The sequence below is a fragment of the Chryseobacterium urinae genome, assembly GCF_030518295.1.
Classification (GTDB): Bacteria; Bacteroidota; Bacteroidia; order Flavobacteriales; family Weeksellaceae; genus Chryseobacterium; species Chryseobacterium mucoviscidosis.
Map to the genome: position 1 here is coordinate 1 of NZ_JAULSJ010000048.1, position 25,277 is coordinate 25,277.

General features: G+C 36.0%; 27 protein-coding genes and 1 riboswitch. Of the genes, 12 read left to right on the plus strand and 15 right to left on the minus strand.

Annotated features, from left to right (window positions below):
* Positions 1–226 precede the first annotated feature (226 nt).
* Positions 227–1,741, minus strand: coding sequence for an NAD(P)H-hydrate dehydratase (locus QWT87_RS19685; RefSeq protein ID WP_302718286.1), 1,515 nt, complete (start codon positions 1,739–1,741; stop codon positions 227–229).
* Positions 1,742–1,949: 208 nt separating this feature from the next.
* Here QWT87_RS19685 and mscL point away from each other — a divergent pair, with 208 nt between their 5' ends.
* On the plus strand, positions 1,950–2,396 hold the full coding sequence (gene mscL / locus QWT87_RS19690) for a large conductance mechanosensitive channel protein MscL (protein ID WP_087710929.1): 447 nt from the start codon (positions 1,950–1,952) through the stop codon (positions 2,394–2,396).
* A 71-nt stretch (positions 2,397–2,467) separates the two neighbouring features.
* Here the strand turns inward: mscL and QWT87_RS19695 are convergent, their stop codons facing one another.
* Together QWT87_RS19695 and QWT87_RS19700 are read right to left on the minus strand one after the other, a co-directional pair.
* Positions 2,468–3,427, minus strand: coding sequence for a D-2-hydroxyacid dehydrogenase (locus QWT87_RS19695; protein WP_185205960.1), 960 nt, complete (start codon positions 3,425–3,427; stop codon positions 2,468–2,470).
* A gap of 92 nt (positions 3,428–3,519) precedes the next feature.
* Positions 3,520–3,927, minus strand: coding sequence for an LNS2 domain-containing protein (locus QWT87_RS19700; RefSeq protein WP_076393358.1), 408 nt, complete (start codon positions 3,925–3,927; stop codon positions 3,520–3,522).
* Between the two features lie 286 nt (positions 3,928–4,213).
* On the opposite strand from QWT87_RS19700, the gene idi reads away from it, so the two are divergent.
* The 4 genes from idi (at position 4,214) to QWT87_RS19720 (ending at position 7,046) form a co-directional block, all read left to right on the plus strand.
* Complete coding sequence (idi, locus tag QWT87_RS19705) at positions 4,214–4,726, plus strand: isopentenyl-diphosphate Delta-isomerase (protein ID WP_302718291.1); 513 nt, start codon at positions 4,214–4,216, stop codon at positions 4,724–4,726.
* Complete coding sequence (locus tag QWT87_RS19710) at positions 4,726–5,202, plus strand: hypothetical protein (RefSeq protein ID WP_302718293.1); 477 nt, start codon at positions 4,726–4,728, stop codon at positions 5,200–5,202. Before idi ends, QWT87_RS19710 begins: the two co-directional genes overlap by 1 nt.
* Positions 5,203–5,217: 15 nt before the next feature.
* Positions 5,218–6,294, plus strand: a complete 1,077-nt coding sequence (gene gcvT / locus QWT87_RS19715) for a glycine cleavage system aminomethyltransferase GcvT (protein ID WP_302718296.1) — start codon at positions 5,218–5,220, stop codon at positions 6,292–6,294.
* Positions 6,295–6,500: 206 nt separating this feature from the next.
* Positions 6,501–7,046, plus strand: a complete 546-nt coding sequence (locus QWT87_RS19720; protein ID WP_302718298.1) for a hypothetical protein — start codon at positions 6,501–6,503, stop codon at positions 7,044–7,046.
* Between the two features lie 154 nt (positions 7,047–7,200).
* Here QWT87_RS19720 and QWT87_RS19725 read toward each other — a convergent pair whose 3' ends face one another.
* Positions 7,201–7,644, minus strand: coding sequence for a hypothetical protein (locus QWT87_RS19725; protein ID WP_302718300.1), 444 nt, complete (start codon positions 7,642–7,644; stop codon positions 7,201–7,203).
* A gap of 3 nt (positions 7,645–7,647) precedes the next feature.
* Positions 7,648–8,001 carry an arsenate reductase family protein gene (locus tag QWT87_RS19730; RefSeq protein WP_302718302.1) on the minus strand — a complete coding sequence of 118 codons (354 nt, stop codon included), beginning with the start codon at positions 7,999–8,001 and terminating at the stop codon, positions 7,648–7,650.
* Between the two features lie 114 nt (positions 8,002–8,115).
* Here QWT87_RS19730 and QWT87_RS19735 point away from each other — a divergent pair, with 114 nt between their 5' ends.
* The 4 genes from QWT87_RS19735 (at position 8,116) to QWT87_RS19750 (ending at position 12,284) form a co-directional block, all read left to right on the plus strand.
* On the plus strand, positions 8,116–8,583 hold the full coding sequence (locus tag QWT87_RS19735; protein WP_116098049.1) for an acyl-CoA thioesterase: 468 nt from the start codon (positions 8,116–8,118) through the stop codon (positions 8,581–8,583).
* A gap of 78 nt (positions 8,584–8,661) precedes the next feature.
* Positions 8,662–8,729: riboswitch (Fluoride riboswitch) on the plus strand.
* 30 nt (positions 8,730–8,759) lie between these two features.
* On the plus strand, positions 8,760–10,064 hold the full coding sequence (locus tag QWT87_RS19740) for a voltage-gated chloride channel family protein (protein WP_302718305.1): 1,305 nt from the start codon (positions 8,760–8,762) through the stop codon (positions 10,062–10,064).
* A gap of 92 nt (positions 10,065–10,156) precedes the next feature.
* Entirely contained in the window at positions 10,157–11,038 is an 882-nt protein-coding gene (locus QWT87_RS19745) for a LysR family transcriptional regulator (protein WP_302718307.1), read from the plus strand.
* 304 nt (positions 11,039–11,342) lie between these two features.
* Entirely contained in the window at positions 11,343–12,284 is a 942-nt protein-coding gene (locus QWT87_RS19750; RefSeq protein WP_302718309.1) for a YeiH family protein, read from the plus strand.
* Between the two features lie 249 nt (positions 12,285–12,533).
* On the opposite strand, the gene QWT87_RS19755 is transcribed toward QWT87_RS19750, so the two are convergent.
* From QWT87_RS19755 to QWT87_RS19790, 8 genes are all read right to left on the minus strand, one after another.
* Complete coding sequence (locus QWT87_RS19755) at positions 12,534–12,722, minus strand: hypothetical protein (RefSeq protein ID WP_087710944.1); 189 nt, start codon at positions 12,720–12,722, stop codon at positions 12,534–12,536.
* 171 nt (positions 12,723–12,893) lie between these two features.
* Positions 12,894–14,135, minus strand: coding sequence for an MFS transporter (locus tag QWT87_RS19760; RefSeq protein ID WP_302718311.1), 1,242 nt, complete (start codon positions 14,133–14,135; stop codon positions 12,894–12,896).
* A gap of 293 nt (positions 14,136–14,428) precedes the next feature.
* A complete protein-coding gene (gene rny / locus QWT87_RS19765) occupies positions 14,429–15,994 on the minus strand; it encodes a ribonuclease Y (RefSeq protein ID WP_185144408.1) in 1,566 nt (521 codons plus the stop codon).
* Between the two features lie 238 nt (positions 15,995–16,232).
* Complete coding sequence (locus QWT87_RS19770) at positions 16,233–16,523, minus strand: cell division protein ZapA (protein WP_087710949.1); 291 nt, start codon at positions 16,521–16,523, stop codon at positions 16,233–16,235.
* Complete coding sequence (locus QWT87_RS19775) at positions 16,523–16,825, minus strand: hypothetical protein (RefSeq protein ID WP_108409882.1); 303 nt, start codon at positions 16,823–16,825, stop codon at positions 16,523–16,525. The genes QWT87_RS19770 and QWT87_RS19775 overlap by 1 nt, the downstream gene beginning before the upstream one ends.
* Before the next feature lie 138 nt (positions 16,826–16,963).
* On the minus strand, positions 16,964–17,746 hold the full coding sequence (gene porT, locus QWT87_RS19780) for a type IX secretion/gliding motility protein PorT/SprT (protein ID WP_087710951.1): 783 nt from the start codon (positions 17,744–17,746) through the stop codon (positions 16,964–16,966).
* Between the two features lie 3 nt (positions 17,747–17,749).
* The gene (gene ubiE / locus QWT87_RS19785) at positions 17,750–18,481 is read right to left on the minus strand and encodes a bifunctional demethylmenaquinone methyltransferase/2-methoxy-6-polyprenyl-1,4-benzoquinol methylase UbiE (protein ID WP_076393308.1); all 732 of its coding nucleotides are present in this window, start codon (positions 18,479–18,481) and stop codon (positions 17,750–17,752) included.
* 3 nt (positions 18,482–18,484) lie between these two features.
* Positions 18,485–19,054, minus strand: coding sequence for a hypothetical protein (locus QWT87_RS19790; protein WP_087710953.1), 570 nt, complete (start codon positions 19,052–19,054; stop codon positions 18,485–18,487).
* A 103-nt stretch (positions 19,055–19,157) separates the two neighbouring features.
* Here QWT87_RS19790 and QWT87_RS19795 point away from each other — a divergent pair, with 103 nt between their 5' ends.
* Both QWT87_RS19795 and QWT87_RS19800 read left to right on the plus strand, forming a co-directional pair.
* The gene (locus QWT87_RS19795) at positions 19,158–20,225 is read left to right on the plus strand and encodes a 3-oxoacyl-ACP synthase III family protein (RefSeq protein ID WP_302718317.1); all 1,068 of its coding nucleotides are present in this window, start codon (positions 19,158–19,160) and stop codon (positions 20,223–20,225) included.
* A gap of 68 nt (positions 20,226–20,293) precedes the next feature.
* Positions 20,294–21,499, plus strand: coding sequence for a metallophosphoesterase (locus QWT87_RS19800; RefSeq protein WP_076393302.1), 1,206 nt, complete (start codon positions 20,294–20,296; stop codon positions 21,497–21,499).
* Positions 21,500–21,565: 66 nt separating this feature from the next.
* Here the strand turns inward: QWT87_RS19800 and QWT87_RS19805 are convergent, their stop codons facing one another.
* Together QWT87_RS19805 and QWT87_RS19810 are read right to left on the minus strand one after the other, a co-directional pair.
* Entirely contained in the window at positions 21,566–22,318 is a 753-nt protein-coding gene (locus tag QWT87_RS19805) for a polysaccharide deacetylase family protein (RefSeq protein WP_302718320.1), read from the minus strand.
* Positions 22,319–22,403: 85 nt separating this feature from the next.
* The gene (locus QWT87_RS19810) at positions 22,404–23,369 is read right to left on the minus strand and encodes an NAD-dependent epimerase/dehydratase family protein (RefSeq protein ID WP_076393298.1); all 966 of its coding nucleotides are present in this window, start codon (positions 23,367–23,369) and stop codon (positions 22,404–22,406) included.
* 91 nt (positions 23,370–23,460) lie between these two features.
* Between QWT87_RS19810 and ggt the strand changes: the two genes are divergently transcribed.
* Positions 23,461–25,146: a gamma-glutamyltransferase gene (ggt, locus tag QWT87_RS19815; RefSeq protein ID WP_302718322.1), complete on the plus strand. Its 1,686-nt coding sequence runs from the start codon at positions 23,461–23,463 to the stop codon at positions 25,144–25,146.
* The last annotated feature ends 131 nt before the right edge of the window (positions 25,147–25,277 follow it).

The window sequence follows — 25,277 nt, forward strand, 5'->3', positions numbered from 1 at the left end:
GTTAAAGCGAATTTCCAGAATAATAAAAGCGCTCAAATGAATAAAATCAAAGATTTTTAAAAACTGTTGTGATCTTATTACTTATAATCACCAACTTTAAATAAACGTTTTGTTCATCTTTTGCATCTTTTGAGGTTAAATAAAAACTTTAAACAGATTTAATATAAAAAGGCAAGTTTGTAATCCAGACTTGCCTTTATTTTTTATCGTAAAAAAAATCTTCGAATTATAATGCTCTTTCCACTTTTGCATTCAGTTCTTTGAAAACAGTTCCGAATTCATCAATAATATTGGTGGGAAGAACAGATTCTTTAGAGTGCTTTTCAGAAGCAAATTCTGCGGCTCTGCCGTGAAACCAGACTCCTAAAATTGCAGCTTCTTTTTCTGAGTAATGCTGTGCTAAAAAGGAGGTGATTATTCCGGTTAAAATATCTCCGCTTCCTCCTTTCGCCAGTCCTGAATTTCCTGTAATATTGTAAAAAACATCTCCTTCCGGCGTGATGACCTGTGCATGATGATCTTTCAAAACAATATAAATTCCAAGTTCTTTGGCTTTACTTTTAGCCAGTTTTACCCTTTCAAAAGAATTTTCGGTAGTTCCGAATAGTCTTTCAAACTCTTTCGGATGAGGTGTTATAATGGAATTTTCAGGAATTATCTTTAAATTTTTCGAATCCTGTGAAATGATATTCAATGCATCGGCATCCAAAATCAAAGGCTTAGAATGATTTTTTAAAAAGGTAAGAAAACTTTTTACGGTCTCTTCGTTTGTTCCTAAACCGGGACCAATTCCGTAAACTGCATTATCATCCTTTTCAAAATGATCTATGAAATCATTTCCGCCTTCGATAAACATGGCTTCCGGATTCGAGGTCTGCAAAACTTCATAACCGCATTTTGGAGCCAGTGTAAAAGTAAGTCCGGCTCCTGATTTCAGGGCAGATTTTGCAGAAAGAACCACCGCACCTATTTTTCCGTAACTTCCACCTGCAATAATTACTTTTCCGTAAGTTCCTTTGTGAGAAAACTCGTTTCTCGGTCTGAAAATATCTTTAATCATATCTTCATTAATAACAAAATCTTCTGTTTTTGTTTCTGTAATATAGTCCTCACTTATATTAATATCCAGAACTTTTACTTTCCCCGCATATTTTCCGGTTTCGGGATGAAGAAAAGTTTTTTTCCAGAACTGAAAACTCAATGTATAATCTGCCTTAAAAATAGTAGCATTTTCAGCAGAAACAGTATCTGCAAAAAGTCCGGAAGGCGTATCAACAGAAATTTTAAGATTACTTTTCAGGTTCAGAAAATCGATCAGTTCTTCAAATTCTCCTTCAATATTTTTAGATAAACCGGTTCCGAAAAGAGCATCGATAATTACCGTTCTGTTATCAAACCTATACTCTTTTGCTTCTTTAAATTCTCTGATGAAAACACCCGAAAATTCTTTTAGTTCCCTGAAATTATTTCCTGCATCCGAAGAAAATTTAGCTTTGGTATTGGTAAAAACATCTACATCAAAACCTTTCAGATGAAGCATTCTCGCAATGGCAAAACCATCGCCTCCATTGTTTCCTTTACCGCAAAAAACCGCAAAATTTCTATGATTTTTACAATTCTCAAAAATCCAGTCAACGCAGGATTGTGCTGCTCTTTCCATTAGCTGACCAGAAGAGACAGGCTCATTTTTTATCGTATATTCATCCCCGTTTCGAATCTGTTCCGCTGTAAAAATTTTCATATTTAATATTGTATTTTGTATTAAAAGCAATTTACGAAAAAGAATTTTTAAATGCTCTGAAAAGAATTATGTGGATCTCTTAATTAAGAAACTTTCACATTTTATCATATTTGATTAATATTTAGTTATGAAAAGGCAAAATTTATATTTTTTTTTTGTAATTTAAACCCATATTTTATGAAAATAATACTTAAAAAAAATATAAATTATGGGATTTGTAAAAGAATTTAAAGAGTTTGCGATTAAGGGTAATGCTTTCGATCTTGCTGTCGGTGTCATCATCGGTGGAGCTTTCGGAAAAATTGTAACCAGCGTTATCGATGATTTAATTATGCCAATTGTTGCTGCCATTGTAGGAAAACCGGATTTCAGCAGTATCTATTTTGCAATGGGAAAAGGAGCTGAAAATATTCCGGCTGGAGCTACTCTAGCCAAAGCGAAAGAGATTGCGCCTGATGCCGCTATTTTTGCGTATGGTAATTTTATTACGGTTGCCATTAATTTCCTTTTACTGGCACTTGTTGTATTTATTATGGTAAAAGCCATTAACAAAATGAAGAAAGAAGAAGCTGCCGCTCCGGAAGCTCCTGCTGCTCCTACAGCAACAGAACAATTGCTTGCGGAAATCCGTGATGAGCTGAAAAAGAAGAATTAAAAAAATTCGTTATAAAACAAGACTCCGGCGCAACTTTGTTGCGCCGGAGCTTTTATATTTTATCAAAAAAATTACTGAATCTGTAAAATACTTGAAATCTGTTCTGCCAGAGAAAGCCCGATTCTGTCCTGCGCTTCCAGGGTAGATGCACCTGTATGCGGCGTCATGGAGATTTTCGGATGATTTAAAATTTCCTTTGAAGGAGTCGGTTCGTTAATGAATACATCCAAACCTGCAAACTTCACTTTTCCGGAATTCAAAGCTTCAATTAAAGCGGCTTCGTCAATTACTCCGCCTCTTGAACAGTTTACAATGGCTACTCCGTCTTTCATCATTTCAAATTCATTTTTTCCGATCATATAACCGTCTTTCTGAGCCGGAACGTGAAGCGTAATAAAATCTGAATGTTTCAGAACATCGTGAAGCGGTTCTGTTTCAATATCCACATTAATGAACTGATTGTTGTAAAACTTAACTTTAATACTTGCTTTTCCTACATTATTATCTGCGGCAATTACTCTCATTCCAAGACCTAAAGCAATTTTAGCAACTTCCTGCCCTATTCTTCCCATTCCGACAATCCCGATGGTTTTACCTTTCAGCTCAATTCCTGCAGCATACGCTTTTTTAAGACCTGCAAATTCGGTGTCTCCTACCAAAGGCATTTTTCTGTTAGAATCCTGTAAAAATCTTGCTCCTGAGAACAGGTGTGCAAAAACCAGCTCGGCAACCGATTCTGAAGATGCAGAAGGGGTATTGATCACATGAATTCCTTTTTCTCTTGCATAATCCACATCAATATTATCCATTCCTACTCCACCTCTTCCGATGATTTCGATGGAAGGACAGTTATCGATAATGTCTTTTCTCACCTGTGTTGCACTGCGTACCAAAATCGTACGGATCTGGTGCTCATTAATGTAATCCACCAACTGTTCCTGCGGAACTTTTGTCGTAATTACTTCAAAACCTTTTTCTTTCAATGCATCAATACCGGATTGATCCAAACCGTCGTTTGCTAAAACTTTCATAAAACTTTTATAGATTTAATATTTGAGAAAATCAATACGATTAAAAACTATTTATCATAATATTTAATCGTTTAATCTTTTTCCTTATTTTTTTACTCGTCTTCTTTGAAAACTTCAATCGTAACCTGTTTTTCAACCAAGTCTGTAAATCTTCCTTTATATCTTGTTGCTCGTACCAGATGATTGTCGATCCAGTGGTAATTTCCGCCTCTTGGTTTTCCGCATAAAACACTGTGATATTTAAATCCGTGCTTATCCAGCCAGTCTATGGTAATTTGCTTTAAGTTTTCTGTTCTTGACGTGAAAAAACAAATCTGGTGACCTTCGTCATACCATTTGTTGATGGTTTCCAGAGCATCAGGAAAAGGCTCACAGGTAACCATTCTTTCAGGTTCTTCGTTCGGAACGTCTTCTGTAATGGTTCCGTCAATATCAATTAAATAGTTTTTTACGCCGTCCTTAAGAATCGGACTAATGTGTTCTATGTACTCTAATTCCATCATAAAAATTTGAACTGCAAAGTTACATTTTTTGCACCAAAAAGGCTTGTTAAACTTGCTTTATATTAAATTTTTACGTTAAAAACATTTATTTAATGAATAATATCAATAATTAATTTGCTTTTACTACAATTTTAATTAAAATTTTTCTCTTTTGTAAAATCTGAATCTCTGTATTTCATTCAAAATCTTAAATATAAAGGAAACACATCAGGTTAAAAATCAAAAAATATGATGTTTCACCAAAAATTTCCAAAATACATTTATTACACTTACATTTGTAGGAATGGAAGAATTCGTAGTTTTAGTAAATCCTGAAGACAAAGTTCTTGGCTTTATGGAAAAGCAGCAGGCGCACATCAACGGCTTACTGCATCGCGCTTTTTCAGTTTTTTTATTCAACAGCAATGGCGAAATGCTTTTGCAGAAAAGGGCTTCCGGAAAATATCATTCTCCTCTGAAATGGACCAATGCAGTCTGTTCGCACCCGAGAAGTGAAGAAACTTATCTTGAAGGAGCCAAAAGAAGAGTGAAAGAAGAGTTGGGAATTGATGTGGAGCTTTCAGAAAAATTTAATTTTATTTATAAAGCCGATGTGGGAAACGGGCTTTGGGAACACGAACTTGATCATGTTTTTACAGGAACTTTTGAAGGTGAATTCTATTTAAACAAAGAGGAAGTGGAAGAAGTACGCTACATTTCCCTCGAAAATCTCAACCAAGAAATTTCTGAAAATCCTGATAACTTTACAGAATGGTTTAAAATCATTCTCGAAGAATATAAACATAATCTGCACTGATGAAAAAGTTTTTTCTTATCATTTCTTTTGTAACCGCATCTTTATTTTCTGCACAGTCTGTCCCGACGAAAGTGTACGAAAACGACAATTATTCCATCACGCTTCCGGAAGGCTGGAAAGTAACCAACGACAGCGATATCATCAATATTTTTCCGGGCAATGAGATTGGGGCCATTACGATTTCAGAATACCACGATCTTAATCTTCCGAAAACGGAAACTAAAAAATTCATTCTCGCGCTTTACAAGTCTTCGGATGACGAGAAGAAAATAAAAAGCAAAAGCGGAAAAAAAGGATACACAGAATATTTTTACGAATATGATGATGACCATGAAAAACTGCACTGGATCACCAAAGTTTTTCAGAAAGACAGAGATTTGTTTCTGGTGACCATCAACTGTACACAAAAGTACTGGAACGGAAATTATATGAAGCTTTTCAACGAGGCTTTCGACAGTTTTAAAATAAAGAAATAGAAATAAAAATTAAATATGAAGAAAACAGCATTGTACGACAAACACGTTTCTTTGGGAGCTAAAATCGTACCTTTCGCAGGCTTTGAAATGCCTGTACAATATTCCGGAGTTACTGAAGAGCATTTTGCCGTAAGAGAAAAAGCAGGTCTGTTCGATGTGTCTCATATGGGACAGTTTTTCATTGAAGGAGTGGGTTCCAAAGAACTTTTACAGTACGTTACCACCAACAATGTAGATGCTCTGGAAAACGGAAAAGCTCAGTATTCTTGTCTTCCGAACGAAAACGGAGGAATTGTAGACGATCTTATCGTTTACAAAATAGAAGACGACAAATATTTCGTGGTTGTCAATGCTTCAAATATTGATAAAGACTGGGATCATATCTCCAAATACAATACTTTCGGAGCAAAGATGACGAATGCTTCAGACGAAATGTCTTTATTGGCAGTTCAGGGACCGAAAGCGACTGAAATTCTTCAGAAATTAACCGCAACCACCCTTTCTGAAATTCCTTACTATCATTTTACAGTAGGTTCTGTAGCGGGAGTAAGTGAGGTGATTATTTCCAATACAGGCTACACCGGAAGCGGAGGTTTTGAGATTTATTTTAAAAACGAATCTGCCGAAAAACTTTGGGACGCTATTATTGAAGCGGGTGCAGAAGAAGGAATTATTCCTTGCGGACTGGCTTCCAGAGATACATTGAGACTGGAAAAAGGATTCTGCCTTTACGGAAACGACATTGATGATACGACTTCACCAATTGAGGCAGGTTTGGGATGGATTACAAAATTTGATAAAGATTTTGTGTCTAAAGAGACATTTGCCAAGCAAAAAGAAGAAGGCGTTACCAGAAAATTAGTAGGTTTTGAATTAACGGACAAAGGGGTTCCAAGACACGACTACCCTGTTGTAGACGCAGAAGGAAACGTTATCGGAAAAGTAACTTCGGGAACGCAGTCTCCAATGAAAAAAGTAGGTTTAGGTCTTGCGTACGTAGATAAACCTCACTTTAAATTAGGTTCTGAAATCTTCATTCAGGTAAGAAATAAAAACATTCCTGCAAAAGTGGTGAAAGCTCCTTTTGTATAATTGATTGTTTTTTTAACAACTATAAAAACCGCCTTGCAGAATTTGTGAGGCGGTTATTTTTTGGAGCTGTTTCCGGCTATCCACTCTATCTTTAGTTTTTTGCCGGAGCGAAGCTCCGGCAAAAAACTAAAGGATGCCGTTTCTATCCGGGCTAAAATAATTATATTGCAATACATTTTTTCGTACTATTACAAAAATTTTTTCTGATGAAAAAAATGGTATTCCTCTGTATCATCATACTTATTGCAGTTTACATTTTCTATCCTGTTTTTGACAGTGAAGGAATTTCTTATCTCATTATTTTCTGCTGTTTTGCAACGCTCTGTTTTACCATTGCAAAAATAATGACGGGAAATTTCCCAACAGATTATGAATCAACAGAAAAAGAGATGAACAGACTTTATTCAGAAGACGGAATTTTCAGTTATACAGCAGAAGGTTTTTATTTCAAAAAAGAATCAAAGCCAAAACAATACATTAAATATTCAGATATTATAGAAGTAAATTCGTTCTCTATTCGTTTTATGCAAGATCAAACTCAATCCGGTCTTGAAATAATTACGGTCAATGAAAAATATGAATTTCTAGATCAATATTGTACAGGAATGGAGAAATTCACCGAAAAGTTTTCCGAAAACCTTCCTTTTCATCAGAACGACGAATTAAAAATGATGAATAATAATGGTCTGGAAAAAAGAAATTTATTTTTAAGATCATATCAAAACCGCTTTACAGAATTACATAACAGTTAATTTTTGAAAGTGATTTTGTTTAGGACTTCCGTCAGTTGCAGTCGCTTCACGCAAATTGTTTGAGACTTCCTGCAATTTTTAGTATACCGAAAAAACCTCACAGGTTTTAAAAACCTGTGAGGTTTTGGAAGAATTCGTTAAAAATTATTATTTATCAATAAGAAATATACTTTACCTTAGAAGCTCCGTTTTTAATATTAAGGTTTAATCTTTCAATTAAAAAACGGACATCCATTACAAAATTCTTCTTTAGGTATCTGTCTTCGATGTCTTTTCCCCAGCATATTTTCTTATAGAAATCAGTATTTTTTACCAATGCAGTTTCCAATTCAATCAATTTCAATCGTAAAGGTTCTATTTCGATAAATTTTTCATATTCTTCCCAAAAATCCAAGATTCCTAAATCTATCTCTAAAACTTTTTCTATTTGTCTTAGTAATCTCATTTCGTTATCACCTGCATCGTAAACATCTTCTCCCGACATTATCATGTTCAGTCCGTCTCTATGATCAAAATCATAATGGCTTACCAACTCCGAATATTCTTTTCGGGGTTCTTCAATATCAAAAACAAAATAAATTTCTAAACCAAAACCCATTACTTATTTTATATCAAAAAACTCCCGCAAAGCTTCCACATTCTTCTTTTCATTTCCAACAAAAATATTATCATCGGTAATGAAAACGGGACGTTTCAAAAAAGAATAATGATCCAGAAGCAAATCTTTAAAATCATTTTCCGAAAGAGATTTTACATCTATATCCCTTTGTTTGATCTGGGTAGACTTTTTACTGAACAGTGCTTCATAAGAATTTGTTTTTTCATACATTTCTGCAAGCTCTTCTTTGGTAACAGGAGTTTTTTTTATTTCCCGAAGTTCCCAGTCTTTAAGATCAAACTCAGCCATTATTTTTTTACACGTACCACACGTATTCAGGTAAAATACTTTTTTCATTGAGAGATTTATTTTGATGGTTAAGAGAAAATTTTAACATTTTCATTCTTCAAAAGTAAGATTTAATCCAAAATTTTAAAAATTATAAATACCTTTATTCAAATTTTAAAAAGAATGGACAACAAACCGATCACTTTTCAGTTTATTTCAGAACCTTCAGACGTCAACTACGGCGGAAATGTACATGGAGGGAGCGTCATGAAATGGATTGATCAGGCGGGTTATGCCTGCGCAACAACTTGGAGCGGAAATTACTCCGTAACAGTATATGTTGGCGGAATCCGTTTCTACGAACCCATCAAAATCGGGGAAATTGTAAAAGTGGAAGCGCAGGTTATTTACACAGGTTCATCGAGTATGCATATTTCCATCAATGTATTTTCCAGAAACCTGAAACAACCGAATTTTGATAAAAAAACACACTGTATCATTGTATTTGTTGCCGTAGACGAAAACGGAAAAAAACTTCCCGTTCCGAAATGGATTCCGGAAACAGAAGAGGAAAAACAGCAAGAAAAGTATGCGATTCGTCTAATGGAACTGAGAACTCAGATTGAGGATGAAATGAAGCCTTTTCTTTAGAATTTTTAACGGTTCTGTAAACAAAGATTTAAAAGCAGAAATATCTTCTGAAAAATGATTTATAATTTTTATCTTTGCAGTACACAAGGAAATGGTGTTCTTCCTTACCCAACCGCTTTCCAAAAGCTGATGACGCCTGATTAAAAGATTATTAACAGTAATTGATCAGGAAAAATATGTCTCAACATCAACGAACTTTAAGCCGTACAATAAAATTTTACACAGGTTTTTTCTTCAGAAAATATCCGGCTCTTCCTTACATTCTGAAATGGCTATTCATCAGTCTTATTATCGGGATTTTAGTCGGAAGCGCTTCTGCCGGCTTTTTAAAATCTCTGCAATGGGCAACCGATTTCAGGGAAAATCATCTCTGGCTGATTGCATTTTTACCTGTTGGAGGATTTTTAACGGGACTTTTGTATCATTATTTCGGAAAAGATGTGGAAGCGGGAAACAATTTGCTGCTCGAAAATATTCAGGAGCCAAAAGAAATCATTCCTTTTAAAATGGCACCTTTTGTTTATTTAGGAACAATGGTCACGCATTTTTTCGGAGGTTCTGCAGGTCGTGAAGGAACGGCGCTTCAAATGGCGGGAGCAATTTCCGATCAACTGACGAAAATCCTGAAACTTGATAAAAATGACAGAAAAATTCTACTGATTTCGGCTATTGCGGCAGGTTTTGGTTCGGTTTTCGGAACTCCTTTAGCCGGAGCGGTTTTTGGGCTAGAAGTTTTCCTGATCGGGAGAATTCGATACAATGCTATTTTTCCGGCTTTCACTTCGGCTGTTTTGGCTGATCTTGTCACCAATTTGTGGAAAGCAAAACATACACATTATCATATCGATCTTATTCCAAAAATTGAGTTTCTGCCTGTTTTGTATAGTGTTTTGGCAGGAATCATTTTTGGAATCTGTGCGGCAGCTTTCAGCAAAATGATTCATTTTATGGGTGCTGCTTTTAAATCTAAAATAAAATATCCTCCGCTTCGTCCCGTTATCGGCGGAATTCTTGTTGCTGTTGCCGTTTTCGCAATGGGATCCACAAGATACATCGGTCTTGGAATTCCAACCATTGTAGAATCTTTCGAAAAACAGCTTCCGCTTTATGATTTTGCCTTTAAAATGATGTTTACCATCGTTACGCTTTCTGCAGGATTTAAAGGCGGTGAAGTTACTCCCCTTTTCTTTATCGGAGCGACATTGGGAAGTGCATTGTCATTATTTATTCCGCTTCCGTTCGGTTTACTTGCCGGAATGGGATTTGTGGCTGTTTTTGCGGGCGCAACCAACACTCCGCTTGCGTGTATGCTTATGGGAATTGAACTTTTTGGAGCAGAATGCGGAATCTATGTTGCGATTGCATGCATTGTATCTTATTTATTTTCAGGAAATAACAGTATTTATACAAAACAAAAGATCGGTGAAGCAAAAAACAGTAGATTTGAACATCTTCATGATAAAAATTTCTCGGATTTGTAGAGTCGTTGATGGTTGATATTTGTCAGCAATTAAAGCTGTAATTTTACTCTAATTAAAAACCATCAACCGTCAACTAAAAACCAACAACCACAATGTTTGATTACAGATTAAAAGTTTTTCATACCGTTGCTTCCAGATCGAGTTTTACCAAAGCTTCGGAAGAACTGAATATTTCGCAGCCTGCCGTCACAAAGCATATTAAAGAAATTGAAAATCAATTAAATACTAAACTATTTGACAGAAAAGGAACTTCTATTCAACTGACGCAAAGCGGAAAAATTTTGTTTGAATATGCCGAAAAGATCAGAAATATTTACCGTGATTTGGAATTTGAAATCCATCAGATCAATCAGAAACATCGGGGAAAACTGATTATCGGAGCGAGTACAACCGTTGCCCAATATATTTTACCGGAGATTTTAGCCAAATTCAAATCTTATTATAAAGACATTAAAATTGAACTGACTACGTACAACACAGAAATGATTTCCGAACTGCTGAAAGACGGAAAAATTGATCTCGGAATTATTGAAGGGGAATCTCAGTCTAATTATTTTGATTATCAGAAGTTTAAAGCGGATGAAATTGTTCTGGTTGCAAAAACGAATCATTCTTTAGCCAATAAAACTCTGAATGTTAAGGATTTGTACGAAATAGAATTAATTTTAAGAGAACAGGGTTCCGGTTCTCTGGAGTTTATTCAGAATCGGTTGAAGGAAAAAGGCATTATTGCTGAAAATCTGAATGTTGTCATACAATTGGGAAGCAGCGAAAGTATTAAAAATTATCTTTTGCATTCAGATGCTCTGGCGTTTCTTTCGATCAGCACGGTTTTAAATGAATTGAAAAACAATCAATTAACGATTATTGATATTAAAAATTTCAGTATTGAAAGAAATTTTCATTTTATTCTTCCCAAAGGTGAACAATCTGAACTGATCCGCCTGTTTTTAAAATTTACCCATCAGATTTAAACGGCTTCCAATTATAAAACTGTTTACACTTTTTTAGTGCAAAAGATTTTAACACTTTAGTCATTTAAGTTTAATACTTAATGAAAAAAAGAACACATGAGTTAAAAAAATCTTTGGATTTTTTTCTTTGCAGATTTTGAAATACTTAAAATATCCCCCTACAGCCTTTTGTATCTTTTGCGGTTAAATTCAAAATTAGTTTGAACAAAAATTATAACTTAAAGTTATGCAGTATAACAAAATACAATTTACTTTGTAATGATAATTGTCGGAATTTTGAACCATCAATTTAAAATTCCTATCAATGAAAAGCTTTATCTCCAATGAAAGATCAAAGAAAATAATCTTCATTTTAATGGCAGTTGTATGCCTCACTCCTATTGTTTCTTCGCCTGTTGCTTTGCTTTTGGGATTTGTACTGGCGGTTTTTCTCGGAAATCCTTTTGAAAAGACTCTGCACCGGTATATTCATCTGCTGTTGCAGATTTCTATTGTAGGTCTTGGATTCGGGTTAAAGCTTGATGAGGCTCTTGAAGCGGGAAAATCGGGGTTGATTCTAACGGTAATCAGTATTTTTACAGTGATGATTCTGGGGTATTTTGCCGGAAAATTCCTTAAGCTTGAAAGACCTTTGTCGTATCTTATTTCTGTGGGAACCGCCATTTGTGGCGGAAGTGCCATTGCTGCAACTTCTCCCATCATTAAACCCAGCACGAAGCAGATTTCACTGGCTCTGGCTATTGTTTTTACGCTGAATTCTGTTGCTCTGTTTGTTTATCCGCCCATCGGTCATTTGCTGAATCTTACACAGGAACAATTCGGGTTATGGTGCGCCGTCGGAATTCACGATACGAGTTCTGTAGTAGGAGCGGCAGGAAAATACGGAAATGAAGCGCTTAAAATCGCTACTACGGTAAAGTTAGCCAGAGCATTGTGGATTATTCCGGTTTCTGTTATCACGATGTTTATTTTTAAAAGCAAGGAATCTAAAGTGAAAGTTCCATGGTTTATCGGTTATTTTATTGTGGCTATTTTGCTGAATACGTATTTTCCTTTTTTCAGTCAGCTAGGTTCCGGAATTACAGTTGGAGCGAAGGCAGGATTAAACTTAACGTTGTTTTTTATCGGTTCTACGCTGTCTGTACAAACTTTGAAGACCATTGGTTTTAAACCTCTTGCTTTGGCTGTTTTTCTGTGGATTTTCATCAGTACCGGAAGTCTGCTGTATATTTTGAATTTTGACTGATCTGTGTAAGAAATCCTGATATCCTAGCCTCGATTGTAGCAATTGTCTGAGCTCATTTTTGAGATTTGGCTGCGGCAGCTTCGCTACCGCAGCCAAATCTCAAAAATAGCGAGTGCGGAAAGCGAGATAAAGCTCCAAAATATTTTACAGCAAGACAGACATTTATACATTACAAAAACCTTTTGGAAGGTCCCAAAAGGCTTTTGCGTATTAAATGTGGAAATGTTTATTTCTAATTGAAATAAGTTCTTATATAGCTTCGTAGCAGGTATAAACCTGCGGACAAGCAATGTACTGAACACAATAAAACGGACCTGTTACAGATCCTGAACAACTGCATCCGCATTTTGAAAGATCCGGTGTTCCGCTTACGCCTCCAGTAATGTTTTTAAGATCGGCTTTTTTTAATTTTGTTGCTTTTTTCAAAAAATTTTGCATTGTAATGTGATTTTTGATGTTAAACGTTAGTTTTAGTTGCGTGCCAAAGTTAAACAAATATTCATTATTCAAAGCATAATTTACTATTATTTTTGATAATTTATTTATTCTCTTAAGCTTATTAAAACTGATAACGAAAATTTGAGATTATTATTTCTTAAACAGCAGAAATTATTCTGTAAATTCAAGATCCTTGTCGTGGGTTTCTGAAACCGTTAATGAAGAGTAGAAAGCCAGCCCGAAAACAATGAGTCCGACAATTGCCGCGCTTATAATCACCGAAAAATCTTTTTTGAAAAGATCAAAGGCGAAGATCATTACGGGAACCAATCCGCGAACCATGTTCGGAACAGTGGTTGTTGCGGTGTTTCTGATATTGGTTCCGAACTGTTCCGCAGCCAAGGTAACAAACATTGCCCAATATCCTGTTCCCAATCCGAGCCATACGCAGAAGATGTAATATTTTGTTTCGGTATCGGTATTTCCGAAAAGCATCAGTGCAACTCCGACAATCGTAAAAACCAACATATAAAAGATCGCCATTTTTCTGGATTTTAAAAAATGAGAGATAAAACCGCTCGCCAAATCTCCGGCAGAAATCCCAACATAAGCCCACATTATTGCTTTTCCGGGATTAAGATCCTTAATTCCGAGTTCAGGCGCAAACTGATTGGCTAAAACCGCCAGAATACCGATACAAAACCAAGTGGGCAATCCAATTGCTATGCATTTTAAATATCGTATCAAACGGTCTTTATTGGTGAAAAACGACAGAAAATTTCCTTTGGAAACCGACTGGTGTTCCATGGTTTTATAAATTCCGGATTCGGAAACACTGATTCTGAGAAATAAAAGCAGAATTCCCAAAACTCCTCCGATGATGTAGGAAATATTCCATCCTCCCGCCAATTCTACTGTTAACTGAGCTACAACAGCTCCCATTAATCCGAAACCGGCAACAACAGATGTTCCGATTGCTCTTAAATTCTTCGGCAGACTTTCAGAAACAAGGGTAATTCCGGCTCCGAGTTCTCCGGCTAATCCAATTCCTGCGATAAATCTTAATCCTGCATATTGATACACCAAATGATCTTTGGGGAAGTACGGTAAAAATCCACACGCAATATTCGCCAAAGAATAGACTAAAATAGAACCGAATAAAACGGAAAGTCTTCCTTTTTTGTCACCGAAAATCCCCCAGAAAATTCCGCCCAAGAGTAAACCAATCATCTGTGCATTAAGAATAAACGTTCCGTCGACATCAGGATTCAGCCCTAAAGCTTTTAAACTTGGAATTCTTACGATCCCGAATAAGAGTAAATCGTAGATATCTACAAAGTAGCCTAACGCGGAAATGATAACGGGAATAGAGAAAATGTACTTCAGTTTCGAAGAGGTGGAAAGTTCTTGCATTTTGGAGTTTTAAATTTTAAGTCTGTTTAAACTTTTTATTTAACCGCAAAAGTAGCAAAAGATGAACTAAACTTTTATTCAAAGTGTTGATTATAAATGAAAAAGATCACAATAGTTTATAAAAATCTTTGATTTTTATTCTTTTGAGCACTTTGATCATTTTGCAAATTTGCTTTATTATTATCTTTTGCCTCTTTTGCGGTTTATTCTGTAAATAGTTTAATTTTTTTTGCTAAAAATAAAAAACCTTCCAATTTCTTGAAAGGTTTTTATGAATTATCTTTTTCTGATTCTTATCTCGCAATATTCACAGCTCTCGTTTCTCTGATTACTGTTACTTTTACCTGTCCCGGATAAGTAAGTTCGTTCTGAATTTTTTCTGAGATGTCGTACGATAACTGAGAAGCTACTTCATCATTTACTTTTCCGCTTTCTACCATTACTCTTAACTCTCTCCCTGCCTGAATGGCATAAGCTGAAGAAACTCCGTCGAAACTTAATGCTGCAGATTCAAGGTCTTTCAGTCTTTGGATGTATGATTCCAGAACCTGTCTTCTTGCTCCCGGTCTTGCTCCTGAGATTGCATCGGCAACCTGAATGATCGGAGACAATAGTGAAGTCATTTCCACTTCGTCGTGGTGTGCTCCGATGGCATTTACAACTTCTGCATTTTCACCGTATTTTTCCGCCCATTGCATACCTAATAAAGCGTGAGGAAGTTCAGATTCCTGCTCCGGAACTTTACCGATATCGTGTAACAGACCTGCTCTTTTTGCTAATTTTACATTTAAGCCTAATTCAGCCGCCATTGTCGCCGCGATATTCGCCACTTCTCTTGAGTGCTGTAACAGGTTTTGTCCGTAAGAAGAACGGTATTTCATTCTACCAACGATTTTAATTAATTCAGGGTGTAATCCGTGGATTCCTAAATCGATAATCGTTCTTTTTCCTACTTCAATAATTTCCTCCTCGATTTGCTTTCTTGTTTTTTCAACAACTTCTTCGATTCTTGCAGGGTGAATTCTTCCGTCTGTTACCAATCTGTGAAGGGATAATCTTGCGATTTCTCTTCTTACCGGATCGAAGCATGAAAGAAGAATTGCTTCCGGAGTATCGTCTACAATAATTTCCACTCCTGTAACGGCTTCCAGAGCGCGGATATTTCTACCTTCTCTACCAATGATTCTTCCTTTTACCTCATCCGATTCGATGTTGAATACAGAAACTGAATTTTCGATTGCCTGTTCTGTTCCGATTCTCTGAATGGTCTGGATAACGATTTTTCTTGCTTCGCTTTTTGCATTAAGCTGCGCTTCTTCCATAATGCTCTGAACGTGCGCCTGAGCTCTTGTTTTCGCTTCCGCCTTCATGGTTTCTACCAATTCTGCTTTTGCTTCTTCCGCAGTGTAGTTGGCAATTTTTTCTAAAATTTCAACTTTTTTAGCGGTTGCAACATCCAATTCCTGCTGTTTTCTTTCTAAAATTTCTGTTTTTTTAGCATAATCAGCAATCTGCTTGTCCAGATCTTTTTCAAGTTTTCCGGTTTTGCTAAGCTCATCGTTCAGCTTGTGCTCCTTATCCTTGATTCTTTTTTCTACTTCCTGCATTTTCTTTTCTCTTGCCTGAATGTCTGCGTCGTGCTGAGATTTCAGTTCAAGGAATTTTTCTTTTGCCTGAAGATTCTTTTCTTTCTTTATGGATTCAGCCTGTACATTGGCTTTTTCTATAAGGTTTTCGGCATTTTTCTGTGCATCATCTATAATAAATTTTGCTTTGGTATTCAATGAGCTTTTGGAGAAAAACATCCCTGCAGCAGCACCGATTAGTAAACAAACAACGCCGATTATAACTTCTATCATAATTTATATTGAGTTTTAATTGTATTCATATTCTTTTAATTATTTTACATAAAAAAGCCCACAATAATCCAGAGATTGAGAGTAAACTCCTAATCAACACGATTTGAACTGATTTCCATTGTCTGTAATCCGGAGAACCGGCACGCCATTCAATGGACATTTGTTCGGTAATTGTTTAGCGTTGAGTTTACCTTTAATGTGTTAGAATTATTGTAGGCAGCTTTTTCGGGAAAAAAATCTATTTCCCTGTTTCATTATTCAACGACTGATTAATTTTTACTAATCTTTCGTTGGTAGATTGTATTGTTTTATCGTAGTTCGCAGACACTACTTCGGCATTGGTTCCCAATTTCAGGGCGCACATCGCCAAAGCATCCTGTTTGTCTCTCACATCGAAATTCTGTTCAAAATCTTTAATCATATTCTCTATCTGCTTCCCGACTTTACGCAAAGTTTCTTCTTCTGCTGCCGGTACGTTCAGCGGATATACTCTTCCGGCTATATTAATGGTTATTCTTCTTACCTCCATTATAATCCACTGTTTTGAAGCTGCGCAATGCAGAAATCTATTTCTTTTACCAACCTGTTGATGTGGTTTTTCATCAGTCGGTTATGTTCAGGATTTCCTGATATTGCTGAATAAAGTTTTATATTTTTTTGTTCTTCTGCTAATACCTGATTTTTTCTTCTTTCCTCATCGTATTTCTTCTTCAGTTCTTCATGCTCAACATTTAATTCCGAGAATCTTTCACTAAGATTTTTGTAATTTTTCTGTAACTGCAAAATCTTTTTTTCTAATTCTGAAAAATTGTTTTCTAAATCTTGAAGCATTTCAGGTTTTGTATATTCTAACTATTAGCAAAAATAACAAAATATTAATACTAACAAAAATAAAACGGTCTATATTTTGCCCTGAAACAAAAAAGGAGACACAAAATGTATCTCCCTGATCTATTTTATAGTAAATTTTTATTCGAATTTCAGTACAAAGAAGATTGCTCTTGTCTGTAATGTAGACATTGCAGACGTCCAGTAAGGAGGCGTTGTTGCATTATCTGCTACAATCTCATTGTTCATGATGAAAGTTCCTCTTACGGCAGGAGTCAGTTTAAATTTATTGAAATAAAACTGAATTCCCATTTCTGCAGACCATGCAAAGTTATGCGTAGTAGATCTGAAAACCTGCTGCATATTGTCGTCTGTAGAAGTTGCATTAGACTGAAGGTTTACGATGTAGTTTACCCCGGTTGCAACGTAAGGTCTGGAGTTGTACCATCTGTTTCCGTGGAATTCCAACAATACAGGAATGTCTATTAAAGTAGTTTTAATATCTCTTATTCTGTCTTTATCCGTTAATTTCATCGGGATAAAAGGATCGTTCGTCAAAGTACCTGCAGCATACTGGTCGTTGGTCTGCGTATTGAAAGTAAGCTGTCTCTGCCCAAATTGTAACCCCGGTTCCAATCTTACGTCCAAGAAGTCATTCAGCCTCCATTTTGCAATTAAACCTGCACCGAAACTATAGCTTTCTTTAGATGTAACAAGATTCTGATTGTTATACATCCCATATCTTGGATTGAGAACAATACGGTAGTCTAGTCTGTTACCACTTAAATAAAAACCCCAACTGAATTTCTGCTCGTCAAAGTCTTCCAACTTATCCATTCTGTTTCGGGTTCTGAATTGCGCGTTTGCTAAAACTGCAACATTTACTGAGGCTAAAACCAGTGCTCTTAATAAAAATTTATTCATAGGTTACTTTGTTGCTTTATAAATTGTGGCTATACCTAAACTTAGTTTTTTATATTCAACTTTTTTAAATCCTGTATCTAAAAGAATTTGTCTCATCTTTTCCCCATAAGGAAAAGCATTTACAGAATCCGGAAGGTATGTATACGCCCTGTTATCTTTGGAAACCAGTCTGCCAATTGCAGGTAAAATGTTTTTAAAGTAAAACATATACAATGGTCCCATAAACCCTTCAACCTTTGAAAACTCCAGTATATAAACACTCTTGTTATCTTTAACTACTCTTCTTAATTCTGCCAAACCTTTGGTAAGGTTTTCAAAATTCCTTACTCCGAATGCAACGGAAACCGCGTCAAATCTGTTATCTTCATAGAGTAACTTCTCCGCATCTCCTTTTTGCATGGAAATTTTGCCGTCTAATTTAAGTTTTTTTATTTTAATAACGCCAACATTTAACATTTGTTGCGATAAATCTAAACCAATTACTTTAGAGCCGGTTCCTTTTTCCACTGCAATAGCCAGATCTCCTGTTCCTGTAGCCACATCCAGCACTTCCTGCGGATTGTCTTTTTTCATCCATTTCACCAGCGTATTTCTCCACATGACATCAATTTTCATGGATAAAACACGATTCAGAAGATCATACTTCGGTGCAATATTGTCGAACATATCTTCTACCTGACTCTTTTTCGTAGCGTCGGTATTGTAAGGCGTAATTTTGGTAATATCTTTTGTCAAAACTTAAAACTTGTAATATTCGTTATAATAATTAAGGTAATCCTGCTTTCTGAAGATCTTCGATCTCGATTCTACCTTCTGGATATTTTTGATAATCTTATCATAATCTTCGTCTACATTATAATAAAAATCATCGGTAAACAGCTTACTGAAACGTCTTGCGCCTCCAAAGTAAGGTTTTCCGTCGATAATCGTTTTATCCAATGCCAAAAGTAATGAATCTTTTTTAAGATTATATCCATAATACTGATCGTTAATATAATAATCCTGATGAGCAATATTAATAAGACCTCTTATTTTCTTTACTTCAAAAGCTGAATCAAACAAAAGTTTTTTATTTCTGTCGAAGACTTTTATAGAATTTTTCCCCTGATTAAGGTCTACAGAAACCGTCTGTCCTCCGGCGATTACACCTTCCGAACCATTATTGATTTTGTAGTAAAATGTATCTGGCGTAGGATTGTCTACTACGTAGTAATTTTTTTTGGCTAAAAAAAGGAAATAAATCCCAAAGGCTACGATAAACGCCACAACTGCAATAAGTAAGCCTTTTAAGGAAGGATTGTTTTTCATAAGATTGTAAAGTACAATTTTTGCAAATTTAGTAATATTTTTAATTCTCTGTTATTAATATTAATTATTAACTTTGCATCTTTAAAAAAAATCATATAAACGAATGCCGAATACGATCATTATTGGTTCTGGATCTTATCTTCCCAGCAGAATTATAGGAAGAGACTTTTTTCTAGATTCAGAGTTTTATTCAGAAGACGGGGTGAAGATTGACAAACCTGCTGAGGAAACGATCTCAAAATTTGTAGAAATTACAGAGATAGAAAACAGAAGATTCATAGAAGATGATCTTTCCAACTCAAAAATCGGTTACGAAGCTGCAAAAATTGCTATTGCAGATGCAAAAATAGATCAGGAGGAACTGGATTATATCATTTATGCGAGCAATTTCGGTGAGGTTACCGTAAACGGATACGCAGATTTTATGCCAACAATGGCAGCGAGAGTAAAGAACAAGCTGGGCATTAAAAACAGAAAATGTGTTACTTACGACATGCTTTTCGGATGTCCGGGATGGGTGGAAGCAATGATTTTAGCAGATAATTTAATTAAAGCTAAAGTGGCTAAAACTATTTTGGTAATCGGCGCTGAAACGTTGAGCAGAGTAACAGATCCGCATGACAGAAACAGAATGATCTTCGCAGATGGAGCCGGTGCTGTTGTGGTACAGGCTACAGATCAGGAAAATGTAGGAATCATTGCTCATAATACAATTTGTGATAACGGTGTGGAACTGGATTATCTTGCCAACGGACCTTCGATCAATAAAGAATCTGACCAGACTCGTCTGTTTGTAAGAATGCAGGGAAGAAAAATCTACGAATATGCGTTGAAAAACGTTCCTGCTGCGATTAAAGAAACTATTGAAGATGCAGGTCTTTCCATCGAAGATATCAACAAAATATTAATCCATCAGGCGAATGCAAAAATGGATTATGCGATGATCGAAAGGCTTCACAAGCTTTATAACGTGAAAGATTACGACCATTCTATCTCTCCAATGACGATTCAGGATTTCGGAAACTCTTCCGTAGCCACAATTCCTACCATGTTTGATTTAATAATTAAAGGAAAAATGGAGGGTCAATCGTTTAAAGAAAAAGGTAACATTGTAATGACTTCGGTAGGTGCCGGAATGAACATCAATGCTATCGTTTACAGATTTCCTTAACAATATTTAATTTAAAATATAAAAAAGCACAGGGAAATTAATTCTTTGTGCTTTTTTTACACTTAGTTATGCAAAGAAACTTTTTTATCATTGCGGCAGTTTTTCTTTTTCTGGAAATTTATATTTACCAGGCGATCAGAACATTAACAGACAATAACTGGATCAAAATAGGCTATTGTATCATTTCTCTGGCTGTTTACGGCTTTTTCGCTTACGAAGTTTCCCACTTCAGCAGAGCCGACCGAAGCATGATGCGTGCGCAGATCATGATCTCCCTGTTTCTCGTTTTTATCCTGCCTAAAATTTTCATTGTTTTGTTTTTATTAATCGATGATATTTTCAGAACCGGAAGTTATCTTATCGGACTTACCCGACCATCGGAGAACTTTTTCCCGGAAAGAAGAAAGTTTTTAAGCATCATGGGATTAGGTTTGGGAGGCGTTCTTTCAGCTCTTTTTATCGATGGAATTACATTTGGAAAATACCGCCACAAAGTAAGAAGAGTAAGAATGAATTTCGCGAATCTTCCCAAAAGCTTTAAAGGATATAAAATCGTACAGATTTCAGACGTTCACAGTGGAAGTTTTGCGGATCCGGGAAAGCTTCAGCATGCGATTGACTTAATCAACGAACAAAACCCTGATCTGGTTCTTTTTACGGGAGACATGGTAAATAATGTAGCCGAAGAATTCAAACCCTTCATTCCCCTGTTTTCAAAAATCAAAGCAAAAGACGGGAAGTTTGCCGTTCTTGGAAACCATGATTATGCAGATTATGTAAGCTGGGATTCTCCGGAAGCCAAAAAGAAAAATCTTGACACCTTAATTGATTACGAAAGACAGGCCGGTTTTGATATGCTTCGGAACGAACACAGAATCATTGAAAAAAACGGAGAAAAAATATACATTTTAGGTGTTGAAAACTGGGGACTGAAACCTTTTCCGCAATTTGGAAGATTAGATGATGCCTTAAAAGGCGTCCCGGAATCTGCCGTTAAAATCTTAATGAGCCACGATCCTACCCATTTTGATTATGTGGTGAAAAAACACCCTGCAAATGTTCATTTAACGCTTTCAGGACACACCCACGGAATGCAGTTTGGTTTGGATCTGAAAAACGTAAAATGGTCTCCTGTTCAGTATAAATATCCAAAATGGGCAGATTTATACGAAAGCGAAGGAAAAATGCTGTATGTAAACAGAGGTTTCGGAGTTTTGGGATATCCCGGAAGAGTCGGAGTTTTACCGGAAATTACGCTTTTTGAACTGGCATAAAAAATTAAAGTTCAGCGTTTTTGGTTTAAGGTTTTTAGCTAAGCTGTACAACCTAATTCCTGCAACCTAAAAAATATAATCTTTCATACGGGAAGTAGCCATTTCTTTCTCGTTGATCCAACTCAGGAGGGCATCTAATTTGTCCTCCATTTTTTTGCCTGAATTCAGCCTTCTGTAAAAGGGAATATCAAACGGATACTTCTGAAAATCTGTAAACTGCCATGAATTAAGATAGATCAGAACGAAATCATCCTTTTTCAGGGTTTCGAAAACCATGCTCTGATAATATTTCATCGGAAGCATCTGAAATACAAAATCGTTATACGGAAGCTGACTGTAAGGAGAAATGCTTTCCGGAACAATACTCAATCCGTCTTCCTCGTTAATTTGCGTATCTCTTTTCAGACGTTTAAAAGGAAAAAGAATGTAGGCATTATCTATATTGGAAACGTAATTAAATTCCAGCAATTTTAAATCCTGCTGTGGAAGTTTATTGTCTTTCTGACGAATTCCGCGAATCTGTTTTTCTAAAAATTCCTGAGTAAATTTTTTAGCATTTTCAATTTCCGGAAGGGTAGAATTTTTATTATAAAAAGCAATTTCATGCCCTTGGAATGAAATTGCTTTTATTAAATTCTGAAGTTTCTGAGCGATCGAAATCTCTACAAAGAAACTTGCTTTAACATCATGAATGTCTAAAATTCTAAGTATTGCTTTTGTATTATCTTCTGAAATTTTCAGCCTTTCTTCATCGGAAACAGACTGCTGTTTTTTGCAGTCAGCTTCAATATTCAGAATGTTAAATGTGAACAATATCATTTAAACTAAATTTTAGATAATTTTTATAATAAATTAAAAATCAGATGTTAAAATAATTCTTATTTAAATTAAAAATTGAAGTAAATTAATTTTTAGCTAATTTGATTTTCAAATTTTTAATCATGTCTTTAGTCATCTCCGAAATCCCGAAATCATAGCTTAATCCCCAGTCTTTTTTCGCTACGGAGTCATCAATTGAAGCTGGCCATGAATCTGCAATCGCCTGTCTGAAATCCGGTTTATAATCGATCTCGAATTCCGGAATTTCTTTCTTAATTTCTTCCGCCAGTTCTTTTGGAGTGAAAGACATTCCGCCTAAATTATAAGAAGATCTTACGGTAAGATTTTCTTTTGGAGCATCCATTAATTTCAGGGTTGCGTTAATGGCATCATCCATATACAACATCGGCATTCCTGTGTTTTCGGAAATAAAACTTGTGTATTTTCCTTCTTCAATGGCTTCATAAAAAATCTCAACAGCATAATCTGTAGTTCCACCACCTGCAGGAGTTTTCCATGAAATCAATCCCGGATAACGGATGCTTCTTACATCTACTCCATGCTTATCAAAATAGTACTCGCACCATTTCTCACCCGCCATTTTAGAAATTCCGTAAACCGTGGTTGGATTTAAAACCACATCCTGCTCCACATTTTCTTTAGGAATTCCTTTTCCAAAAACCGCAATGGAACTCGGCCAGAAAATTTTTTGGATAAGTCCTTCTTTTGCCATTTCACAAAAATGAAGCAGAGGTTCTAGATTTAGCTTCCATGCGAAAATAGGCTGCTTTTCTGATGTACCCGACAATAATGAAGCCAAATGATAAACGGTAGTAATATCGTAGTCTTTAATTACCTGTCTTACCAATTGGGTATTGGTAACATCCATTCTTTCGTAATGACCTGCCGCAGTAATTCCCTTTTGCCATCTGTCAAGTCCAGAAGCCACAACATTTTCTGCTCCGTGAATTTCAACAAGTCTGTTCGTAAGCTCGGTGCCGATCTGTCCTAAAGCACCTGTAATAAGTATTCTTTCCGTGTGGGATTTCATTTTTAACTTTTATTTGTTGATCGAAAGCAAAAGTAAATATTTTAGACCCTATCTTAAAACAAAATCGTAAATTCGAATATAAATTTTGTAAATGAAAAAGATTATTGTTTCACTTATTTTATTTTCTACCACAATTTCAGCACAATACACAGATATTACTATTGTGAAGGAGGTGAAAGTTAAAAATAAAGGAGTGGTTGTTTCTGCGCATCCGTTGGCGAGCGAAGCAGGAGCAAAAGTGATGAAAATGGGAGGAAATGCATATGATGCTATTGTTGCCACACAATATGCACTTGCCGTTGTTTATCCTCAGGCAGGAAACATCGGCGGAGGCGGATTTTTAGTTGGTGTAAAAAACAATGGCGAAAAATTTACAATCGATTATCGTGAAACGGCACCTAAGAAAGCAAGCCGCGATATGTACGTAGACAAAAACGGTAAAGCCAATACAGATCTTTCCCAAAACGGAAGATTAGCAGTTGGAATTCCGGGAAGTGTGGCTGGTTTTTTTGCCACTTTAAAATACTGTAAACTTCCGATGGAGAAACTAATTCAGCCCGCCATAGATCTTGCTGAAAAAGGCTTTGCGATTACCGAACAGGAAGCTAACTTACTGAATAACAACAAACAGAATTTCCAGAAGCACAATCAGTCTTCCATTGTTTTTGTTAAAGATATTCCGTGGAAAGCAGGAGATGTACTGATTCAGAAGGATTTGGCTGAAACGTTAAAGTTGATTCAGAAACAAGGTTTAAAAGGCTTTTACGAAGGAAAAACAGCTGAACTTCTGGTTTCTGAAATGAAAAAAGGCAACGGAATTATTACTTCGGAAGATCTTAAAAACTATAAAGTTGCCGAAAGAAAAGCACTTGAATTTGATTACAAAGGAAATCAGGTGGTTTCTATGCCTTTGCCTTCGAGCGGCGGACTTCTTCTTGCGCAAATGCTGAAAATGGCAGGTTATGAAAATCTTGAGAAATATCAGCAAAATTCTACACAGGCTGTTCAGGTGATGGTGGAAGCCGAAAGAAGAGCCTATGCAGACAGAGCGGAATATATGGGCGATCCCGATTTTATTCAGGATAAAACTTCTTATCTGATTTCTGACGAATATCTGAAAAACCGATGGAAAAGTTTCAGTTTCAGTAAAGCAACTCCGAGTGCGGAAGTGGGGAAAATAACCAAACAACCTAAAGAATCTACAGAAACGACCCATATTTCAGTGATTGACAAGGATGGAAATGCAGCAGCAGTAACCACTACTTTGAATGGTTATTACGGAAGTAAGGTTGTCGTTTCGGGAGCAGGATTTTTCTTAAATAATGAAATGGACGATTTTTCCATAAAACCGGGTGTCCCGAATATGTTTGGAGCGGTTGGAGGAGAAGCCAATTCCATTCAGCCGAATAAAAGAATGCTTTCTTCGATGACTCCAACGATTGTTCTGAAAAACGGAAAACCTTACATGGTAGTCGGAACTCCGGGAGGAACGACGATTCCTACTTCTGTTTATCAGGCTATTGTTGATGTGATCGATTTTAAGCAGAATGCTAATATTTCTGTCAATGCTCCGAAATTTCACCATCAATGGCTTCCCGAAACGGTTGCTTTTGAAAAGAATTTTCCTGAAACCACGATTAAGGATCTGGAAAAATTAGGATATAAGTCTGAAAAATGGAACCAGATCGGAAGAACAGAAATGATTCTGATTGATGACAACGGAAATATTCATGCAGTTGCAGATGGTCGTGGTGACGATTCTGTTGCAGTGGAATAGGTGAAGTTTTTGTAGTTAATTAAAAAAAGCTGACTCAGAAACATATTAATTAATTGATTATCAAATGTTTTTATTCGTCAAAATGGCAAGAGTAAAATAATCTGGATTTTGAGACCGTTTTTTGAGATTCT

Excerpts from the sequence above, each read along its gene's own strand:
- QWT87_RS19685 (WP_302718286.1), bottom strand. The coding sequence starts at position 1,741 with ATGAAAATTTTTACAGCGGAACAGATTCGAAACGGGGATGAATATACG.
- mscL (WP_087710929.1), top strand. The coding sequence starts at position 1,950 with ATGGGATTTGTAAAAGAATTTAAAGAGTTTGCGATTAAGGGTAATGCT.
- QWT87_RS19695 (WP_185205960.1), bottom strand. The coding sequence starts at position 3,427 with ATGAAAGTTTTAGCAAACGACGGTTTGGATCAATCCGGTATTGATGCA.
- QWT87_RS19700 (WP_076393358.1), bottom strand. The coding sequence starts at position 3,927 with ATGGAATTAGAGTACATAGAACACATTAGTCCGATTCTTAAGGACGGC.
- idi (WP_302718291.1), top strand. The coding sequence starts at position 4,214 with ATGGAAGAATTCGTAGTTTTAGTAAATCCTGAAGACAAAGTTCTTGGC.
- QWT87_RS19710 (WP_302718293.1), top strand. The coding sequence starts at position 4,726 with ATGAAAAAGTTTTTTCTTATCATTTCTTTTGTAACCGCATCTTTATTT.
- gcvT (WP_302718296.1), top strand. The coding sequence starts at position 5,218 with ATGAAGAAAACAGCATTGTACGACAAACACGTTTCTTTGGGAGCTAAA.
- QWT87_RS19720 (WP_302718298.1), top strand. The coding sequence starts at position 6,501 with ATGAAAAAAATGGTATTCCTCTGTATCATCATACTTATTGCAGTTTAC.
- QWT87_RS19725 (WP_302718300.1), bottom strand. The coding sequence starts at position 7,644 with ATGGGTTTTGGTTTAGAAATTTATTTTGTTTTTGATATTGAAGAACCC.
- QWT87_RS19730 (WP_302718302.1), bottom strand. The coding sequence starts at position 8,001 with ATGAAAAAAGTATTTTACCTGAATACGTGTGGTACGTGTAAAAAAATA.
- QWT87_RS19735 (WP_116098049.1), top strand. The coding sequence starts at position 8,116 with ATGGACAACAAACCGATCACTTTTCAGTTTATTTCAGAACCTTCAGAC.
- QWT87_RS19740 (WP_302718305.1), top strand. The coding sequence starts at position 8,760 with ATGTCTCAACATCAACGAACTTTAAGCCGTACAATAAAATTTTACACA.
- QWT87_RS19745 (WP_302718307.1), top strand. The coding sequence starts at position 10,157 with ATGTTTGATTACAGATTAAAAGTTTTTCATACCGTTGCTTCCAGATCG.
- QWT87_RS19750 (WP_302718309.1), top strand. The coding sequence starts at position 11,343 with ATGAAAAGCTTTATCTCCAATGAAAGATCAAAGAAAATAATCTTCATT.
- QWT87_RS19755 (WP_087710944.1), bottom strand. The coding sequence starts at position 12,722 with ATGCAAAATTTTTTGAAAAAAGCAACAAAATTAAAAAAAGCCGATCTT.
- QWT87_RS19760 (WP_302718311.1), bottom strand. The coding sequence starts at position 14,135 with ATGCAAGAACTTTCCACCTCTTCGAAACTGAAGTACATTTTCTCTATT.
- rny (WP_185144408.1), bottom strand. The coding sequence starts at position 15,994 with ATGATAGAAGTTATAATCGGCGTTGTTTGTTTACTAATCGGTGCTGCT.
- QWT87_RS19770 (WP_087710949.1), bottom strand. The coding sequence starts at position 16,523 with ATGGAGGTAAGAAGAATAACCATTAATATAGCCGGAAGAGTATATCCG.
- QWT87_RS19775 (WP_108409882.1), bottom strand. The coding sequence starts at position 16,825 with ATGCTTCAAGATTTAGAAAACAATTTTTCAGAATTAGAAAAAAAGATT.
- porT (WP_087710951.1), bottom strand. The coding sequence starts at position 17,746 with ATGAATAAATTTTTATTAAGAGCACTGGTTTTAGCCTCAGTAAATGTT.
- QWT87_RS19790 (WP_087710953.1), bottom strand. The coding sequence starts at position 19,054 with ATGAAAAACAATCCTTCCTTAAAAGGCTTACTTATTGCAGTTGTGGCG.
- QWT87_RS19795 (WP_302718317.1), top strand. The coding sequence starts at position 19,158 with ATGCCGAATACGATCATTATTGGTTCTGGATCTTATCTTCCCAGCAGA.
- QWT87_RS19800 (WP_076393302.1), top strand. The coding sequence starts at position 20,294 with ATGCAAAGAAACTTTTTTATCATTGCGGCAGTTTTTCTTTTTCTGGAA.
- QWT87_RS19805 (WP_302718320.1), bottom strand. The coding sequence starts at position 22,318 with ATGATATTGTTCACATTTAACATTCTGAATATTGAAGCTGACTGCAAA.
- QWT87_RS19810 (WP_076393298.1), bottom strand. The coding sequence starts at position 23,369 with ATGAAATCCCACACGGAAAGAATACTTATTACAGGTGCTTTAGGACAG.
- ggt (WP_302718322.1), top strand. The coding sequence starts at position 23,461 with ATGAAAAAGATTATTGTTTCACTTATTTTATTTTCTACCACAATTTCA.